15 protein-coding genes are annotated in these 18,374 nt (G+C 40.6%); 10 read left to right on the top strand and 5 right to left on the bottom strand.

The genetic code is table 11. The features are described 5' to 3' along the window. On the bottom strand, positions 1-668 hold a 668-nt coding region (locus ACQKCG_RS04815; RefSeq protein ID WP_427585212.1), incomplete at its 3' end, for an IS256 family transposase. A gap of 318 nt (positions 669-986) precedes the next feature. Continuing rightward, a complete protein-coding gene (locus ACQKCG_RS04810; RefSeq protein WP_427550841.1) occupies positions 987-1,892 on the bottom strand; it encodes a LysR family transcriptional regulator in 906 nt (301 codons plus the stop codon). Between the two features lie 266 nt (positions 1,893-2,158). Here ACQKCG_RS04810 and ACQKCG_RS04805 point away from each other — a divergent pair, with 266 nt between their 5' ends. From ACQKCG_RS04805 to ACQKCG_RS04795, 3 genes are all read left to right on the top strand, one after another. Further along, complete coding sequence (locus ACQKCG_RS04805) at positions 2,159-3,865, top strand: L-lactate permease (protein ID WP_427585211.1); 1,707 nt, start codon at positions 2,159-2,161, stop codon at positions 3,863-3,865. A gap of 77 nt (positions 3,866-3,942) precedes the next feature. Beyond that, the gene (gene dld / locus ACQKCG_RS04800; protein WP_427550905.1) at positions 3,943-5,664 is read left to right on the top strand and encodes a D-lactate dehydrogenase; all 1,722 of its coding nucleotides are present in this window, start codon (positions 3,943-3,945) and stop codon (positions 5,662-5,664) included. A gap of 257 nt (positions 5,665-5,921) precedes the next feature. Continuing rightward, entirely contained in the window at positions 5,922-7,604 is a 1,683-nt protein-coding gene (locus ACQKCG_RS04795; protein WP_427550844.1) for an NAD-dependent malic enzyme, read from the top strand. 429 nt (positions 7,605-8,033) lie between these two features. Here ACQKCG_RS04795 and ACQKCG_RS04790 read toward each other — a convergent pair whose 3' ends face one another. Both ACQKCG_RS04790 and ACQKCG_RS04785 read right to left on the bottom strand, forming a co-directional pair. Further along, a complete protein-coding gene (locus ACQKCG_RS04790; protein ID WP_427550846.1) occupies positions 8,034-9,299 on the bottom strand; it encodes a type II toxin-antitoxin system HipA family toxin in 1,266 nt (421 codons plus the stop codon). 18 nt (positions 9,300-9,317) lie between these two features. After that, entirely contained in the window at positions 9,318-9,623 is a 306-nt protein-coding gene (locus tag ACQKCG_RS04785) for a helix-turn-helix domain-containing protein (protein ID WP_427550848.1), read from the bottom strand. 231 nt (positions 9,624-9,854) lie between these two features. Here ACQKCG_RS04785 and ACQKCG_RS04780 point away from each other — a divergent pair, with 231 nt between their 5' ends. The 7 genes from ACQKCG_RS04780 (at position 9,855) to ACQKCG_RS04750 (ending at position 17,211) form a co-directional block, all read left to right on the top strand. Further along, on the top strand, positions 9,855-10,067 hold the full coding sequence (locus ACQKCG_RS04780; RefSeq protein WP_427550849.1) for a hypothetical protein: 213 nt from the start codon (positions 9,855-9,857) through the stop codon (positions 10,065-10,067). Between the two features lie 345 nt (positions 10,068-10,412). Continuing rightward, a complete protein-coding gene (locus tag ACQKCG_RS04775; RefSeq protein ID WP_427550851.1) occupies positions 10,413-11,459 on the top strand; it encodes a histone deacetylase family protein in 1,047 nt (348 codons plus the stop codon). Between the two features lie 83 nt (positions 11,460-11,542). Further along, positions 11,543-12,634, top strand: coding sequence for a YkvI family membrane protein (locus ACQKCG_RS04770; protein WP_427550853.1), 1,092 nt, complete (start codon positions 11,543-11,545; stop codon positions 12,632-12,634). Between the two features lie 14 nt (positions 12,635-12,648). After that, the gene (locus tag ACQKCG_RS04765; protein WP_427550855.1) at positions 12,649-13,899 is read left to right on the top strand and encodes an NAD(P)/FAD-dependent oxidoreductase; all 1,251 of its coding nucleotides are present in this window, start codon (positions 12,649-12,651) and stop codon (positions 13,897-13,899) included. A 63-nt stretch (positions 13,900-13,962) separates the two neighbouring features. Next, positions 13,963-14,301 carry a RidA family protein gene (locus tag ACQKCG_RS04760; RefSeq protein WP_427550857.1) on the top strand — a complete coding sequence of 113 codons (339 nt, stop codon included), beginning with the start codon at positions 13,963-13,965 and terminating at the stop codon, positions 14,299-14,301. A gap of 80 nt (positions 14,302-14,381) precedes the next feature. Then, on the top strand, positions 14,382-16,049 hold the full coding sequence (locus ACQKCG_RS04755; RefSeq protein ID WP_427550858.1) for a thiamine pyrophosphate-dependent enzyme: 1,668 nt from the start codon (positions 14,382-14,384) through the stop codon (positions 16,047-16,049). Between the two features lie 190 nt (positions 16,050-16,239). Further along, positions 16,240-17,211 carry a LysR family transcriptional regulator gene (locus ACQKCG_RS04750; protein ID WP_427585209.1) on the top strand — a complete coding sequence of 324 codons (972 nt, stop codon included), beginning with the start codon at positions 16,240-16,242 and terminating at the stop codon, positions 17,209-17,211. Between the two features lie 452 nt (positions 17,212-17,663). Here ACQKCG_RS04750 and ACQKCG_RS04745 read toward each other — a convergent pair whose 3' ends face one another. Then, positions 17,664-18,206, bottom strand: coding sequence for a hypothetical protein (locus tag ACQKCG_RS04745; protein WP_427550862.1), 543 nt, complete (start codon positions 18,204-18,206; stop codon positions 17,664-17,666). Positions 18,207-18,374 lie beyond the last annotated feature (168 nt).

Here is an 18,374-nt window from a genome sequence, read left to right as displayed (position 1 = left end):
CCACGGTTTTGAAGCTCGGTAAGAACACCTAGCCAGAACTTAGCGCCTTCATTCTCTGAGAGCCACATACCAAGCAGCTCTTTTTTACCGTTAAGAGCAACACCTAGGGCTAAGTAAATGGCTTTGTTGATGATCTGCTTGTCTTGACGTACTTTGACGACGATGCAGTCTAAATAGATGATAGGATAAACACTGCTCAGTGGCCGGTTCTGCCAAGCGGTGATGTCGTCTAAGATATTATCGGTGACTCTTGAAACTAAGCTACTGGAGATATCGACATCGTAGAGCTCTTTAATGCTCTCTACGATCTCAGTGGTGGTTTGACCCTTGGCGTAAAGGAAGATGATCTTGTCATCAAGGCCTGAGATACGAGTTTGATGCTTGCGCACGAGTGTAGGTTCAAAGTCACCATGACGGTCTCTTGGGGTGGAGATCTCAAGATCGCCTGTGTCACTGCGGACGGTCTTTTTAGTATGCCCATTGCGTTTATTTGGCTTATCTGCTTTCTCATGCTTAGGGTAGCCGAGATGGTCTTCCATCTCAGCTTCTAAGGCAGTATCAATAAAGGATTGCATGAGCTGCTTCTGAAAGTCTTTGATGTCATCGAAGCTGTTCATGCTACCAGCCATTTGCTCGACCAGTTTCTTGATGTCAGATTGAGTAGTCATTGCTTATTCTCCTGTTAATGGATTATAAGCAGTTACACAGAGTTTGGGAAAGGCTCTATACAGTCAATGGATTATAAAACTTTATTTAGATTGGTCAGCCTTTATGAAAGCTACTCGGTAATAAAGTTTAGCTATTAAACGCCTATGTTAATAACATTGTCTAGTAAAACTGAACTTCATGTCTGAGTACTTTATACTTGTAGCTAATAGTGCTCAGGCGTTCTTTGCTTTGATTAAAGCGAAGTCGACATATATGATTATTATCTACAAACACTCTCATTCATCTTTGCTTATTCACATCAAAAACAAGCTTATTACTTAACAGTAGTAAGCCTGTTTTTGATGTAATGATTCTCGCAGATGCGCTACAAGCAGTTTCAACTTTTGGTCCGGTTGCCGCGCCTTGGGATAAACCGCATACATACCCATTTTTTTTCGTGTAAAGCGCTGCAAAATCTGAGTGAGCGTATTTTGCCGCATTTCTTCATAAACAAGTGCTTGTGGTAAAAAGGCGATACCTAAATCGCTAAGGGTCGCTTGTTTAATCGCATTAAGATGATTGCTATGAAACCGACCCTGTACAGGAAGCAGTTGCTCCGTGCCATCTATATATAGCGGCCATATACCATTCGCCGTATGATCAAACTTATAGACCAAACACTCATGACTCCGTAATTGTTCAGGGGTTTGAGGTATACCGTGTCGCTCTAAATAGTCTGGTGTCGCACATATGACCCACTGGCTATCTATAAGACGTCTTGCAATGAGTGATGAGTCTTCAAGCTCTGCTGTCCTTATCGCCAGATCAAATCCTTCTTCTATCAAATCAACCAATCGATTGGTAATCTGTAAATCTACTGATATTTCTGGGTGTTGTTTACAGAATTCGGCAATGGATTCGCTCAATATTAGATTTGCAGAGACCGCTGGCATGGTTATACGTATGTTGCCTTTCATGTCCTCACCATAGCCTGTAACGGCATTTTCAGCTTCCTGAAAGGCAAATTTAGCGATTTTAGCTTTGTCATAAAGCGTCCTTCCTGCATCGGTTAAGCTTAACTTTCTGGTTGTCCTATACAGTAGCTGTGCGTTTAAGCTCTCTTCTAATCTTGCAATGCGTTTACTTACCACTGAATTCGTTAATGACAGCTTTTCAGCGACCCGAGAAAATGACCCTTCATCAACCACTTGGACGAATAAAATCATATCGTCAGCTTTGCCCATACTTGTTCCTCAATTGGTGTAATACGTTTTGGATTATAGCAAAAAAAGAAAATAATATTGTCCTTTGATGCAATATATCAATGTATTGACAAGGCGTAGAATATTTTAGGGAATTTTGAGCATTTGTTTATTTAACCATTCTATTAATCATGTCACTGACAGAGATTGTTTTCAGCTTCGTCTGACCGACAGCATGAAGTTATAAAAACAAATGCTTAGATGAAGTGGTTCAAGGAAGATTACACGATAAAAAAAGGATTATGATTTTGAATCAAACAATATATGGACTGTTGGCATTACTGCCAATCGTTCTCTGTGGTATTTTTTTGATAGGCTTGCAATGGTCAGCCAAAAGAACCATGCCAATCGTTCTGGCGGTTACTGCCGCGCTTGCCCTCTTTGTATGGGATATGACGCTTAATCGCGTGTCTTCATCGATTATTCAAGGAATGGTCATTACCGTCTCAGTATTGTGGATCGTATTTGGCGCTATTTTCTTATTGAATACGTTAAAGCATACTGGTGCCATCGCCGTTATCCGTGCTGGATTTACCAATGTATCGCCAGATAGGCGGGTGCAAGCCATTATTATTGCTTGGTGCTTTGGTTGCTTTCTTGAGGGAGCGGCTGGCTTTGGTACAGCGGCCGCTATTGCCGCGCCGTTACTGGTCGCGATAGGCTTTCCAGCACTAGGTGCCGTGTTAATGGGAATGATGATACAAAGTACGCCTGTATCATTTGGTGCGGTCGGTACGCCTATCGTTATTGGCGTAAACAAAGGCTTGGATAAAGCTGCTATCAGCACTCAGTTGGCACAACAAGGACTAGAGTGGGGCGACTTTTTACAACTGATTACCAGTCAAGTCGCCATTATGCACGGGGTCATTGGTACGTCTATGCCACTCTTTATGGTAATGATGCTGACTCGATTTTTTGGTAAAAATAAAAGCTGGAGAGAAGGCTTCGCTATTTGGCCATTTGCTATTTTTGCAGGTTTGGCATTTACGCTTCCTTATACTTTGACTGGTATCTTTTTAGGACCAGAGTTTCCGTCACTGGTCGGTGGTTTGGTTAGTGTCGCCATCGTTGTTAATGCGGCAAAACGTGGATTTTTAGTGCCAAAAACTACATGGGATTTTGAGCCGCAAAAAAACTGGCCAAGTGAATGGCTTGGTAAGCTAGTGGTCAGCAAAGAAGACATCACTCCTGCGTTAAGTGATAAAAAGATGTCCACGGTCATGGCATGGTTCCCTTATTTGTTAGTTGCCCTTTTATTGGTGTGTTCTAGAGTATTAACAGGCTTTCAGTCTTTGCTGAACAGCGCGACAGTAGACCTAACCTTGATTTTAAGTGAGGCAGATATCAGTGCCAGTTTTAGTCCTTTATACTTACCAGGCGGCTTGTTATTAATTAGCGCCTTGGTTGCCGCAGCTTTTCAAACGAACAAACCTGCCAGTGCACTAAACAATGCCTTCAAAGAATCAGGAAAAACTGTACTAGGGGCTGGATTTGTCCTTATTTTCACGATTCCAATGGTTAGGATTTTTATTAATTCAGGCGTAAACTTATCAGATGTGGCGAGTATGCCTGTCGCCAGTGCAGAGTTGTTTGCGGGTACTTTTGGCAGTGTTTTCCCCTTAATTAGTGCAACCATTGGTGCGTTAGGTGCTTTTATCGCGGGGTCTAATACCGTATCCAACATGATGTTCAGTCAATTCCAATACGAAGCCGCCATGAGCTTACATATTTCACCTTCTCTAATCATCGCGGCTCAAGCAGTTGGTGCCGCTGCTGGTAATATGATTGCAGTACATAATGTGGTGGCTGCATCGGCAACGGTGGGCCTACTTGGTATGGAGGGCGCCACACTTAGACGTACTATTTTACCTACCATATATTATGTGTTGTTCTGCGGAATTATCGTCATGGCTGCCATTTACCTCTTTGGTTTTCAAGGGCCTTTAGCGTCATGAGTGACACACAATCACCAAATAAAGAGCGTCATATGCCGTCATTAAATAGAACTTCATCAAACCTTTTCTCATCAAATATGCCTTCTCAAGACATCATTAGCCCTGATCAAGTGTTAGACAAGCTGACGAACGTATTAGGTGCTAGCAATGTACAAGCAGATCCAGAGAAAAACGAGCACTATAGAATGGGGTGGCGTTCTGGCGGCGGAGCTGCTTTGGCTGTTTTGTTTCCGCAAACGCTGCTGGAGATTTGGCGCAGCTTAGAAGTGTGTGTAGAAGGCGACTGCATTATTATTATGCAAGCGGCAAAAACAGGGCTGACTGAAGGCTCAACACCGAGCGGTAATGACTACGATAGGCCAGTGGTTGTGATTAATACCCTTGCAATGAATCAGTTGTATTTGGTGAATGATAACGAGCAAGTGATTAGCTTACCCGGCGCTACGTTGCACCAGTTGCAAAGTCAGCTTAAAGCCGTAAATAGAGCACCTCACTCAGTTATCGGTTCATCGACGTTAGGTGCATCTATCATTGGCGGTGTTTCTAATAACTCAGGTGGGGCACTGGTTAAAAGAGGTCCTGCTTATACTGAGCTTGCTTTATTTGCCCAAATAAACCAACACGGTCAGCTAGTACTGGTTAACCACCTAGACGTAGAATTGGGCGACACTCCAGAAGAAATACTCACTAATCTGCAAACAGGTAATTTTGATAAAAGAGCATTACCTGACACTGGCAAGCTCGCATCTGACAAAGAGTACATCGCTAGAGTAAAAGACGTTGATGCAAGCACACCAAGCCGCTTTAATGCGGATAAGCGAAGACTGTATGAAGCCAGTGGCTGCGCTGGTAAACTTGCCGTGTTTGCAGTACGTCTTGATACCTATCCAACGGCTGCAAAAGAGAAAACATTTTATATAGGCACCAACAGTGTGAGTGAGCTTGCACAGCTCAGAAGGCAAATATTATCAAGCTTTGATAATATCCCTGAAGTGGGTGAGTACATGCATCGTGATATATTCGATGTATCCGCTAAATACGGAAAAGACACGTTTCTGAGTATTAAACATCTCGGTACAAATGCCTTACCTAGACTGTTTTCTATTAAAGGCGCTATGGATGCAAAGTTCCATAAATGGTCATGGATGCCAAAGCACTTTACTGACAAAGTTATGCAGTTCGTTGCCAATATGTTCCCAAAGCATTTACCGAAGCGAATGACTGAATACCGAGATAAGTACGAGCATCATCTAATCTTAAAAATGAGTGATGAAGGTATAGAGGAAGCACAGGATTTTTTGAAGGCGTTTTTTGCCGTGTCAGACACAGGTAACTATTTTGAATGTAGTCAAGAAGAATCAGAAAGCGCTTTTTTACATCGTTTTGCTGCGGCAGGTGCTGCATTAAGGTATGAAGTCGTCCATGAGCAGGAAGTCGGCGAGATATTAGCGCTGGATATTGCCATACCGCGTAACGAGTTGAACTGGCTTGAAACGTTACCTGAAGAAATTGAAAAGCATTTGGAGAAGAAACTTTATTACGGACATTTCTTTTGTTACGTATTTCATCAAGACTATATTTTGAAGAAGGGCAGCGATGCACACCTTGTCAAAAAAATGATGTTAGAGCTGTTGAGCGCACGCGGAGCCAAATATCCCGCTGAGCACAATGTAGGTCATCTGTACGAAGCGGAACCCGATTTGCAGAACTTTTATAAAAGTCTAGACCCAACCAATACATTCAATCCGGGTGTTGGTAAAATGTCGAAAACCAAACGTAATTGCTCGTGCTGTTTGTAAATGACTAAGCTGCTGAATAGTTCAGTATGTGTTTATCATAAATTCTCAATAAGACTTAAAAGCACTGCCGATTGGTAGTGCTTTTTGATTATTTCTCGGTAAATGTATCAGTGACCTCGAGTTCAGAAGCACATTTATTCAAAATGATTTTGTTATCTATTGTTAAATACCAGTCGATGCTATGTATAATGCAGCACTAGCATAGCTTTCACTCAGTATGGCTTTCACTCATATGCCTTTAATAAGAAGATTACATTATGTCAAACAAGCGTCCTTTATATATTCCTGTTGCTGGACCCGCTCTTTTAGAGACACCTTTACTGAATAAAGGTAGTGCTTTTTCATCAGAAGAACGTAGTAGCTTTAATTTAACGGGGCTATTACCTCATAATATTGAAACAATTGAAGAACAATCATTACGTGCTTATCATCAACTAAGCTCATTCACTGATGCGATGGATAAGCATATTTACTTGCGTAATATACAAGATACCAATGAAACCTTATTTCATCATTTAATTGAGCAGCATATCGAAGAAGTCATGCCGCTCATTTATACCCCAACCGTTGGTCAGGCGTGTGAAAAGTTCTCGCAAATTTATCGTCGTAAACGTGGTTTGTTTATCTCATATCCTGAGCGTCACAAAATCGACGACATGCTACAAAATGCCACCAAACAAAACGTTAAAGTGATAGTTGTTACTGACGGTGAACGTATCTTGGGCCTAGGAGATCAGGGTATTGGCGGTATGGGCATTCCAATCGGTAAGTTGTCTTTATATACGGCTTGTGGTGGTATTAGCCCAGCTTATTGTCTACCTATTTTGCTGGATGTCGGCACCAATAACCAACAGCTGCTTGACGATCCTATGTATATGGGCTGGAGAAATCCGCGCATCTCTGGCGATGAATATAATGAATTTGTGGATTTATTTATTCAAGCCGTTAAGCGTCGTTGGCCAGAAGTGTTATTGCAATTTGAAGATTTTGCTCAGGAAAACGCGACACCATTATTGAATAAATATCGTGATCAGCTGTGCTGCTTTAATGATGATATTCAAGGGACTGCTGCGGTATCGGTTGGTACTCTGATTGCAGCGTGTCTAAATAAAGGTCAAAAACTTAGCCAACAGAATATCGCATTTTTAGGCGCAGGATCTGCAGGTTGCGGTATTGCTGAGCATATTATTCGCCAAATGCAGCGTGAAGGATTGACTGAAGAGCAAGCTCGTAGTCAAGTATTCATGGTTGATCGCTATGGCTTGCTAACAGATGGCATGACAGAACTGCAAAAATTCCAAGAACCGTTAGTACAAAAAGAATCAGCTATTGCAAGCTGGGATAAAAGTAAGAAACTCGGCTTAGCGCAAGTAGTTAAACAAGCAAAAATTACCGTATTATTTGGTGTTAGCGGACAAAAAGGTCTGTTCACCCAAGAAGTGATCGAATCGCTATGTGCTAATACTGAGCACCCAATTGTACTACCACTTTCAAATCCAACGTCTCGTGTGGAAGCAACGCCGCAAGAAGTCATGAATTGGAGTAAAGGTAAGGCAATTGTTGCGACGGGTAGTCCGTTTCCTCATACCACTTATAACGGTCAGACTTTTGAGGTGTCTCAGTGTAATAACAGCTATATTTTCCCTGGTATTGGTCTGGGTGTTTTAGCAGCACGTGCGACAGGTATCAGCGATAATATGCTAACGGCAGCAAGCCAAGCCCTTGCAGATATATCAATGGAATACGAAAAAGCACCTGGTGCTATCTTACCGCCGATCAAAGTTATCAGAGAGATCAGTAAAAAAATAGCGTATGCAGTGGCATTGCAAGCGGCTCAAGATAAGCTAGCACTACCTATCACATCGGAGAATTTACAACGCCGATTAAAAGCGAACTTTTGGTTACCTGAATATCGTAACTATCGCCGTACTTCTTTCTAGGTTAGAGATTAGATAGTTAGCTATTATCAATATTGCAAACACCATAAAAAATCACCTTAACTTGAACAGTTAGGGTGATTTTTTTCTATGCCTTAATATAAAACTATAAGGTCTGTATGGTCGCTTAGCTTGTTTCAGTAATGTGTAAGTTAATGATTTTGAAGGTATCTTATTTGTCGATATTGGTCGATACCGTCAAAAGTAACCAAGATATAATTTTATTATTCCTTACTAACCTTGCCTATTAACCCTTGAATATAAAAAACCCCTTGTAGCACAAGGCTTACAAGGGTTTTTTTATTACTTCTAATATTGTTTGATGGTGCGCCCACCACGCAACGACTAACTTGGTTAAAGCCTTTTAATATAAGGGTTTTAGGGCCAAAAATATTATTTTTAACAACAAATTTAACAACTTGTATAGCACTATCAACTTACCATCCGATTGATATTGGCTTTTATATCATGAATGACCCGATTTGATAATTCTTTCTCGATATCATGGATGTTAATGACAGTCAAAAAATCCTCAGCAACTGATGTTACCTGATCAATAATAGCTTGTGCCTTGTTTTGCTTAATATCAGCAAGTTTAGCCAGTTTTAACAAGTGAGAGAGGGTAGGATGCCGAGCTTCACCTGCTACATCCATCTGATGATAACCATTCATACCTGAGTTATAAGCGAGATCATAGACAGGCGATAACGACCACCTGCCAGCCTTGTCCATCATAAAGGAGAAGTTCTTGCTATGGTCGTCTTTATTGTTAAAAATGATATTAAATACCGCATGTTTAAAAGCGGACTCTACAGCAAGTTGTGATTGGGTCAACATACGCACGCAACGTAGGTACTGCAAATAATCTAATGATGGGATGCGAAAATCAATATCCAACAAGCCCGCCAGTGTATGTACATGAACTCTTTGACTATCGATACGATCAAACCGTTTAACCCCAAAAGCAGCATATTGATCATTACCGCTATCAATATCAAAATAATGATGCTCAGGCATGTTTAGGCCTGCTTGCTTAGCCATATCAGCATAAAGTGACTCTAATAGACAAACGCTTTTATGCTCAGATTGGGCAGGGAACTTAATCAGCCACGGTATTGCGGATAGCTGTTCGCTTGTTAAGTCCATAGAAATAAACTCGGTTGCTTCATCATATAGGACAAGTGCTTTTGGCCTTGCTCCTTGTGGTGAGCCGCCGATGACGATGAGCTCAGCTAGTATGTCACTATCTTGTCCAGATAAAATCGATTGATTGGCAGCGGCTAGTTTGGCTAAAGTAAAATCAGTAATATCGATATCAGCGCCTGATAGGTCTTGTTGTGGCTCAAAACTAAGCGCTCCCATTGCTGAATTACCAATATAAACGAGGCGATCTAAGACATTAATTGGCGCAGCATTAGACATTATTTTCCGAAAAAACCTATCCATGAGCAGCATCCCCCAACCATCAGGTAAGCTGTCTGATAACAATCCGCATAGATAATGGCTTGAAGCATGAGTGCCATAATAAGGCGCTGCTCGTAAGGGCATCTCAATTGGTGACAGCTCCAGCCCATCAGCCAGCCACGCTGCATCATAGCCAAAGGCAGGGTGTCGTCCGTCCATCGTTAATTTGCCAATAAGACGTTTGGCACCAAATCCTTGATAGTAAACGTTAACAATTGATATCGGTTGATACATTGAAATGGCTACCCTCTGTCAGATTTTATTTGAGGCACGCAGGCGTGGATTTTGCTTAGCGATAACATCTTCTATGTTGATAGGTGCCACATCAAACAATTCAGCAAAATGATTTACCATGCCAAGAGCCATAGCGAGTCGAATCACGTTATCTAGTGTCCCGCCTTGACCAGATTCAATACGAGCAACAGTACTGATGCCAGTACCAGCCTTATCTGATAAAGCCACTTGTGTCAAATTTAATGCCAGTCGCTGCGTTTTTAAGCGTTCACCTAAAATCTCGGAAATCTCACTTGGCGTATAAAAATCAAACCTTACATTCATAATTTAGTCAGTCATATAAGAGTGTTTAACCGCTATTTTAGCACTTAGTCATTCAAATATGAATGCTTGTTTTTGAATAAATAATTAGTAAAAAATACTTGCAATAAGTAACTGTTCTATATGTAATTCTTTCACCATAAAAATGGTGGACTTATGTATACAAATATTTTGAGAACTAATATAGCTGGCCATACTTTAAGCCGGTTAACAGTCAGTATTATCAGGGTCTGTATGGGTGTCAATGCCAATGCGATTACGCCTGAGCAGTACCAGGAACAGCGTAGTGAAGCCTTAAAACAGCAACAATTGATTAAGCCCAATGTCAGTATAAATACTGATACGCATCAACAAGCACCTTCCACTTTTATAGTGCCCGCCAGTTCTCAGAACACTGATCCCGCTTCGACCCCTTGTTTCGATATCAACCATATTTACCTAACATGATTTTCTTAGCTCGCTCTATTCTACTCATTGAATAATATTTGTATTGTTGGTAACTGATAGGTATTTCAGTTTTCTCTTCTGCGTATAAAACACTTATTGAACATATCACAATAGCCTATGGACAAACTTAACATACCAGTCAAAAAATATATTAGATTTACTTATATATACTATTAATTTATAACGTTTGACGGAGACTTTTCAACAACATATATTATATAAACATGAGTAAGAACCATAATATACGGCTATTGGTAATCAGATATAAAAATATGTACCTTAGTAAACGTATTAGAATTTTTAATATTATTTTTTAAGTATTTTAGAGACAAAGGAATGTTCAGAATGAGAATTTATAGTCATGAAAATCAAAAGCTTCATCATCCAAAGACTTATTTTTCGCGTGGACAAATGCGCGAGCCTCAAGAAAAACCTGAGCGATTGATTGAGCTTTTAAAGGCACCAGAAGCTTTAGACTTGGTAGTAACAACTGCTAAAGATATTGGCATCGCGCCAATTTTGGCTATTCATGATTTAGATTATGTTGATTTCTTAAAGCATGCTTATGATGAATGGATGGCAATAGATGAAGAGATGGGCGAGGAAGTTCAGACGACGATTTATGTTCAGAATAATAACCCAGGTCTTGGTATCTTAGCAAAAGCGGCCAAATATCAAGCCGATGGTAGCGCACCAATTGGCAAATACTCATGGACCTCTATTTATTGGTCAGCTCAAACAGCACTCAACGCTGCTGAAAATTTATTAAATGATGAAGACAATCAAAATAATATTCAAATATGTCTAACCAGACCTGCAGGCCATCATGCTCGTAAGAATGCGGCAGGCGGCTTTTGCTATTTAAATAATGCTGCAATCATTGCACAGTATCTCCGTCAAAAATTTCAAAAAATTGCCATTATCGATACAGATATGCACCATGGTCAGGGTATCCAAGAGATATTCTATGACCGTAAGGATGTGCTATATACCTCTGTACATGGTAGCCCTATCAATTTTTATCCGGTAGTCGCCGGTCATGAGCACGAGAGAGGTGCAGGAGAAGGTTATGGCTATAACCTCAATTTTCCAATGCCTCATGACACTGATGAAAGGGGATTCTTTCATTATGTAGATCGCTCAATAGAAACCTTAAAGCTATTTAACCCTGATGTCGTTGTTCATGTCTTAGGGTTTGATGTTTATAAAGATGATCCACAAGCTAAGTGTCACGTTAGTACAGAAGGCTTTAAATGCTTAGCGCAGAGACTTAAAGCGTTAAATAAACCGATCATTGTGCTGGTTGAAGGAGGCTATTGCATAGAAAAGCTCAATGAGAACCTGCAATCTTTTTTAACTGGGTTCATTTCAGAAAATAATGATGATCAATGAAAAATAAATGTTTATTCGCTACCTATTTGAAGGATTTATTAGGATCATTACTCGATTAACTCACAACAACAGGGATGTTTAATATGAGTGTTTCAATTATCAAAGCGATCAGTTATGCCGGTGTGTATGTCGGGGCGGTCATTGGTGCAGGATATGCAAGCGGGCAAGAGGTACTGCAGTTCTTTGCAGGTTATGGTTTTATTGGCATGTTGGGTGCTGTAATTACCATGATCATGCTGGCATGGTACGGTACGGTGTTTATGGAATTGGGTCATCAGCTTAAAACCAATAGTCATCGTGTGGTTCTAAATTATTTATGTGGCAAAAAAATAGGTTTTTTTGCTGATTATATTCTTTTGTTTTTTATGTTCGGCGTCATTAGTATTATGTTCTCGGGTGGGGGTGCGGCTATCGAACAATACTGGGGTCTACCGTCCGTTGCTGGCAAGATACTGATTGCTATAATGACATTATCAACCGTCATATTTGGTTTTACATCTTCTGTTAGAGCGTTAGGGATTATTTCCCCGTTGATGATTTTGGCCGTGGTTGTCATCTCTGTCATTACCTTCACTAATTACTCTGACCAATTAGCAACTGTTGATGCCAATATTCAAACGCTTCAGCCCGACACAGCCACATCTTTTTGGTGGACGTCAGCGATCGTTTATGTCTCATACAATGTCATTCCAGGCGTATCTACTTTTGCCTCAATTGGTAATAAAGAGCCAAATCTAAAAACAGTCAGAATGGCCGGTGTAATCGGTGGTATGACATTGGGTATTTGCTTACTATTCATTATTATGGCGCTCTTATCGAATCTTGAAAACGTCATGAGTTATGAGCTTCCATTTTTAGAGATAGCACGTGGTATTAGTCCAATGACAGGGTTGTTATTTAGTGTAGTGCTCGTTGTTGCGGTATTTACGACAGCGGTATCCAACCTTTATGGTTTCGTTATTCGCTTCTTTGATTCTGATACGGAAACATCAAAGTTTCGTATTTTGACTATAGTCGTCGTGGTGCTGTCTCTACTGGCTTCACTCTTTCCATTCAGTACATTGGTCGGCACCTTATATCCCGCTTTAGGTATTCTCGGTATGTATGTACTGCTCTGTGCGCTATATAAGACTTTTAAAGGTCAAATATTTATGGCTGAACGACCAAAGCTATAACAAAAGGATATAGTATGCGATATGAAGTAATTGTTATTGGTGCTGGCATGGTAGGGACGTCTATTGCTTGGCATCTGCAAAGTCATAACTCTCAGGTTTTATTATTAGATAAAAAACCACCGGGGTCAGAAACATCATATGGTAATGCGGGATTGATTCAGAGAGAAGCTATTCATGTGCATCCTTTTCCAAGGCATCTTGCAGAATTAATAAGAGTATTACCGAATCAAAATACTGATATACGCTACCGTTGGCCTGCTGTCTTCCGTTACCATCAGGCATTACTGAAGTACTGGCAGTTCTCTGCACCTTCTTCTGTTCAGCAAATAGAAAAAGAGTGGCAGACTCTGATTGAGCATTGCACGAGCGAACATCAAGAGATGATTACGGCCGCGGGTGCTGAAGATTTGATCAGGCGTGATGGTTGGATTGAAATGCATCGAGACGAAAACAAACTCAAAGCAGCAATTGTAGGTGCTGAAAATGCACTACAACAAGGTATTGAGCACAAAGTTCTATCTATTGAGCAATTAAAAGAATTAGAGCCCAATGGTAATTTTGATGATTTTATCGGCGCTATTCATTGGTCTAATTCTTGGCAGGTATCAAACCCTGGAGCTTTGGTAAAGGCGTATGCAAAGAGTTTCCAAGAAAAAGATGGTGTGATAGCTGAGTGTACGGTAAGAGAAATACAGCCACATAATGATGGGTGGAAAGTCATTACTAGCCATGAAGATTTTTATAGTGATGATGTGGTTATTGCAGCAGGCCCTTGGTCTAACCAGTTGATAAAACCTTTGGGATATGATTTACCTTTATTTCCGATGCGTGGCTATCATCAGCATTTTGAGACGACGCCACAGAACACGGTTAATCACAGTCTGGTAGATATGGATAAAGGCTTTGTCCTGGGGTCGATGCAGCAAGGTATTCGCATCACAACTGGGGCTGAAATGACTAGCATCGATGCACCAAAGAACTTCGATCAGTTGAACGCTGTATTGGCTTTCGCTAAAAAGATTTTACCACTAAATCAGAAAGTGGAAACAGAGGCGTGGGCAGGCTCACGACCATGCATGCCTGACATGAAACCAGTCATCGGTGCCGCCGGTAAACATAATAATTTATGGTTTGCCTTTGGACATGGTCATCAAGGATTTACCTTAGGACCTATCACTGGACGTATTATAGAAGAGTTATTACACAACAAACCTACAGTAGTAGATATTGAACCTTTTGATGCTCAACGATTTTCTAACGCTTAATGACATTATTTTAACGAGACAATTTTAAATTTCGTTATTTCTAACATACAAGGATTAATCAACATGCGAAAACTTCATAGTAACCAACGTATGAGCCAAATTGTCATTCACAATCAGACCATTTATTTGTCAGGTCAAGTTGGAGGTATTGATGAAGATGTGGCTACTCAAACGTTGACATGTCTAAATAAAGTCGAAGAGCTATTAGAAGAAGTAAGTAGTAATAAATCCAAAATTCTATCAGCCACCGTTTGGCTAAAAAACATGGAGGATTTTGCAGCGATGAATGATGTGTGGGATGAGTGGTTTGCAGATACTCAACCACCTGCTAGAGCATGTGGTGAGTCAGTATTGGCGCATCCTGACCTGTTAGTAGAAGTGACTGTCATTGCTGCTGAATAAAATCGCTGCTGATTAATAAATTAACGTGCTGACAAGAAAGCGTCATTCTAGTTAAGACAATATAAATTGAAGGAATAATAATGAGCAACATTATCCATGGTGGTCAAGCAATCGTAGACAGTTTGCAATTACACGGTGTCAGTCGTGCCTATGTCGTTCCAGGTGAGAGTTATCTGTCGGTATTAGATGGGTTGTATAATGCTGATATTGACACAGTGGTGTGTCGTCATGAAGCAGCCTGTACTTACATGGCAGATGCTCATGGCAAATTTACGGGTCAGCCTGGTATTGCTATGGTTACTCGTGGACCAGGCGCGGCACAGGCTTATACTGGTATTCATACCGCATGGCAAGATGGTGTGCCGCTCATATTATTCGTTGGACTTATTCCTGTCGCAGACAGAAACCGAGAATCTTTCCAAGAGTTTGATCCCAATCAATGGTTCTCTAGTCAGTGTAAACGTGTACTGATATTGGATGAAGTTTCAAGAGCATCAGAGATTGTAGCCAAAGCTTTTCACGCTGCTTTAGAAGGACGACCAGGTCCTGTCGTTGTAGGACTACCTGAAGACATTATCCAACAGGAATTCCACGGACAATTGCATCCAGTGATTCCTGTTGCTGAAGGTGCTATATCTAATGATAAGCTTGATATAATATTAAATGCGTTATCTACTTCTAAAAAGCCGCTGATTTTTGCAGGAGGACAAAATTGGACAACAAAGGCTTCTGAACAGTTAACCCAGTTTGCAGAGGACAATCACATTCCTGTCATCCATGATTGGCGCGCTTCAGATAGAGTGGCTTTTGACTCTCCTGCGCATGCTGGTTATTTGGGTTATGGACGCTCGGATGACTGTGCTGCATTAATCGAAACAGCTGATGTCGTGCTAACAATAGGTACTGTATTAGGGGACGTTGCTAGTGATGGGTATAAATTGCGCCAGTCCTTTGATAAGCCTAATTATATTGTTAATTTAGATACCAGTTTGCGTGGTCATAGTGGTGCAGTTACTGAGCATATCGTCGCCAGCCCTATCAGCTTTATCAGAGCGATTAGTCAAGCGTCACTAACAGACTCAGAGTCGCGTGATAGTTGGTTTAAGTATTGCCATGAGCAGCAAAGAAAAGACTGTGCTTTTCCAGACACGCTCGTAGCAACTGACAATGCCGAGCAAACAAATACTGATCAGATATACGCCAGCATGACGCAAGTTATTAAAGCGTTGACTGAGCAATTACCTACAGATGCTGTCTATAGTTTTGGCGCAGGCAATCATTGTTTATGGGCGCAGCGCTATTTGCCCACAAACACCTTTCCAAGTCAGCTTAGCACCAGAAATGGTGCGATGGGTTATAGCTTGCCAGCGGGAATTGCAGCTGCATTAGAGTCGCCTGAGCGTCTATCGATAGTGGTCACAGGTGATGGTGAATTCATGATGAATGAGGCGGAACTATCCACATCCATTCGTTATGATGCCCCTGTTTTAATTGTTTTGATGGACAATCAGCAATTTGGTACTATCCGTCAACACCAAGAAGCCCATTATCCGGATCGGGTGTCTGGTACGCAGCTAAAAAACCCTGACTTTGCTGCACTGGCCAATGCTTTTGGTGCACATGGTATACGAGTCGATAATAATAAGGACATCGCATCCAGTGTGACCAATGCGCTGAGAATCGTCACAAAAGAGCGCAAGACAGTATTGCTGCATCTGATTACAGACCCTGATGAGCTAACACCTTAGGTATTAATTAGCTTGTCATGACAAGGAGGTGTTATGACAAGCCATACAATAAATAAGCATTTATACCGCCCCGTTATCCTTAGCTATATTGTATTATGAGCTGAGAACAATGATGAAAGGGGAGCTGAAAATTCAGAGGCTGAATACGTATCAAAAAGACTAAGCCCTCCTTATTTTTGGCAGTCCTTTCATGATGATTTGTTATCAATATATTTATAATACAAGTGCTGAAACTACTATGCTGCAACAGAAATTAGCCGATAGCTTGAATTGGACATTGCTTCATGTATTAATAGCTATATATGAGGAGGGAAGTATTAGCGCAGCTGCTAATCGCCTAAACATTACCCAGTCAGCGGTCAGTCAAAACCTCAAAAAGCTTGAAGAGCAGCTCGAAAGTCAGCTACTTATTCGTAATACCAAACCGTTAAAGCTCACTCCTATCGGTCATTATTGCCTTCAAGTTGCACAAACGATTTTTACAGAAATAACCTCTATTGAAGCTATGAAAGGTAGTAATTCGCATCTACTAGAAGGCGAGATTAAATTGCTGGTAGCCAGTCGACTCCATAATCCAAAATACAATGATTTTTTAGTTTATTTCAAAAAAAAATATCCAAATATTACTTTAGATTTGACAGTGAAATCAAGTATGGATATTTTAAATAACCTCAAACAAAAGACGCCTGCTGTTGGTATCTGCTTAGCTCGACATATCCCGGAAACCCTTAATCAGCAGTTATTATTTACTCAGCGGTATTACCTATATTGCGGCTACCATCATCCTCTATTTTCAGTACCTGATTTGAGTTTTGATAGCCTATTAAAAGAGGATTTTATAGCTTTTAGTAGTGAAGATATTGGTGATGTACTTTCACCAATTACCGTGTTTAAAGAAAGCCATAATATTACTGGTCGCATTAGTGCTTACACCAACAATTTAGATGAAGCGGTTCGCCTGATTTATACTGGCTATGGCATCGGCGCGCTACCTGATCAGTTTATTGCCGCAACGCATCTAGAGTCTAAGCTTAGGCGTTTGCCGCCAAGCGAAGGTATTGCTGATATTCCTGTTCATCTTTTCTGGCATAAACACCGTGCTTTATCACCTATTGAAGCCAAATTTATTGAAGAAATCATAGAGTTTGATATTTCTTTTTAATCGAAATTCTGCAAAGACAATATTATCTAATTTGAGATAAGCTGTAATTATTAGACCTCTTATAAAAGTCACAAACTAAGCTCGAAATTTACTAATTCTGAGAATTGAACCGCCCCGACTTTGTCGGAGGTGGAATTACTTGAGTGAGGCTGCAATGCCTGACAGGGTTAAGTTATCATAATACCGTCTTTCAAACTCAAACCCCAATATTGACAACCTCACCTAAGAATAATAAAAGCTTGAGAAAACTATACGTCATATACAGCCTATCTTTAAGGGTCTTGAGGATTTTAGTCTCTCAAATAGGTTATGTAATATTGATATATTGACTACTATAAAAGTACTGCCATCGTTACCTGAAAGAATTTATTTTAGCAGCAGATAACGGCTCCGTGTTCGAACTAATTTTGCGGTATTACTTCGCAGGTGAGCCTGATATAACAATGATATTTTTACCAAAATTCACAGGTCACCATTTTATTTTTAGGACTGTAGATAGCGCCTCGGTCCTCCATTTCACCCCAGTACTCTACCTGACGAGTTTGAAAGTTCGACATAATACTAGGTAGACTGGCATTGGATGAGAACTTTAAAGTGTTTTGACCACCTGATGATTCAGGTATAAAACTAAATATATATTCCTCTAGAGGTTGACCACGGTAAGTGACGCCCTTATTAAAAATGACTCGATACTCAGTGTATATATCACCGACGTTCATTTTTACCTCTTTTATCGTATTACGATATTCTGACGACCACTGCGCCTTTGGCTTGACGAAATCCTCATAAGGTCTTTGACCCCTAATGCTATTTATAAATACTGCATGTTTATCATAAACCTTTTTGTAAGGTGGTTGTTCACCATCACAAGCATCCTCCATCCAGCCAAATACATGAACCATATCACTGCTTGTAGTGCTACTGATACTCTTAGAGAGTTTAGGTGCAGCCAGTGTATTAGCAGACAATAAAGACGCAGTTGCTGATAACGCCAAAGAGGGTAATTGAGGACACGCCCTAGTCTATAGATACCATGCAGTCGAAAATTTCTGAAGTAAATTAGGGACTTTGTAGGATTGGGAAGTGGTTGAAAAAAATAAGCAACGTCTTACAATCTTGTTTACCACAACAAAGAAAAAGTCTATGACGGTAGCGGCGTAAGA

It is taken from the genome of Psychrobacter sp. NPDC078929 (assembly GCF_050267985.1).
Lineage (GTDB): Bacteria > Pseudomonadota > Gammaproteobacteria > Pseudomonadales > Moraxellaceae > Psychrobacter.
The sequence above is the reverse complement of the archived record's forward strand: the minus strand, read 5'-3'. Positions and strand labels throughout refer to the sequence as shown.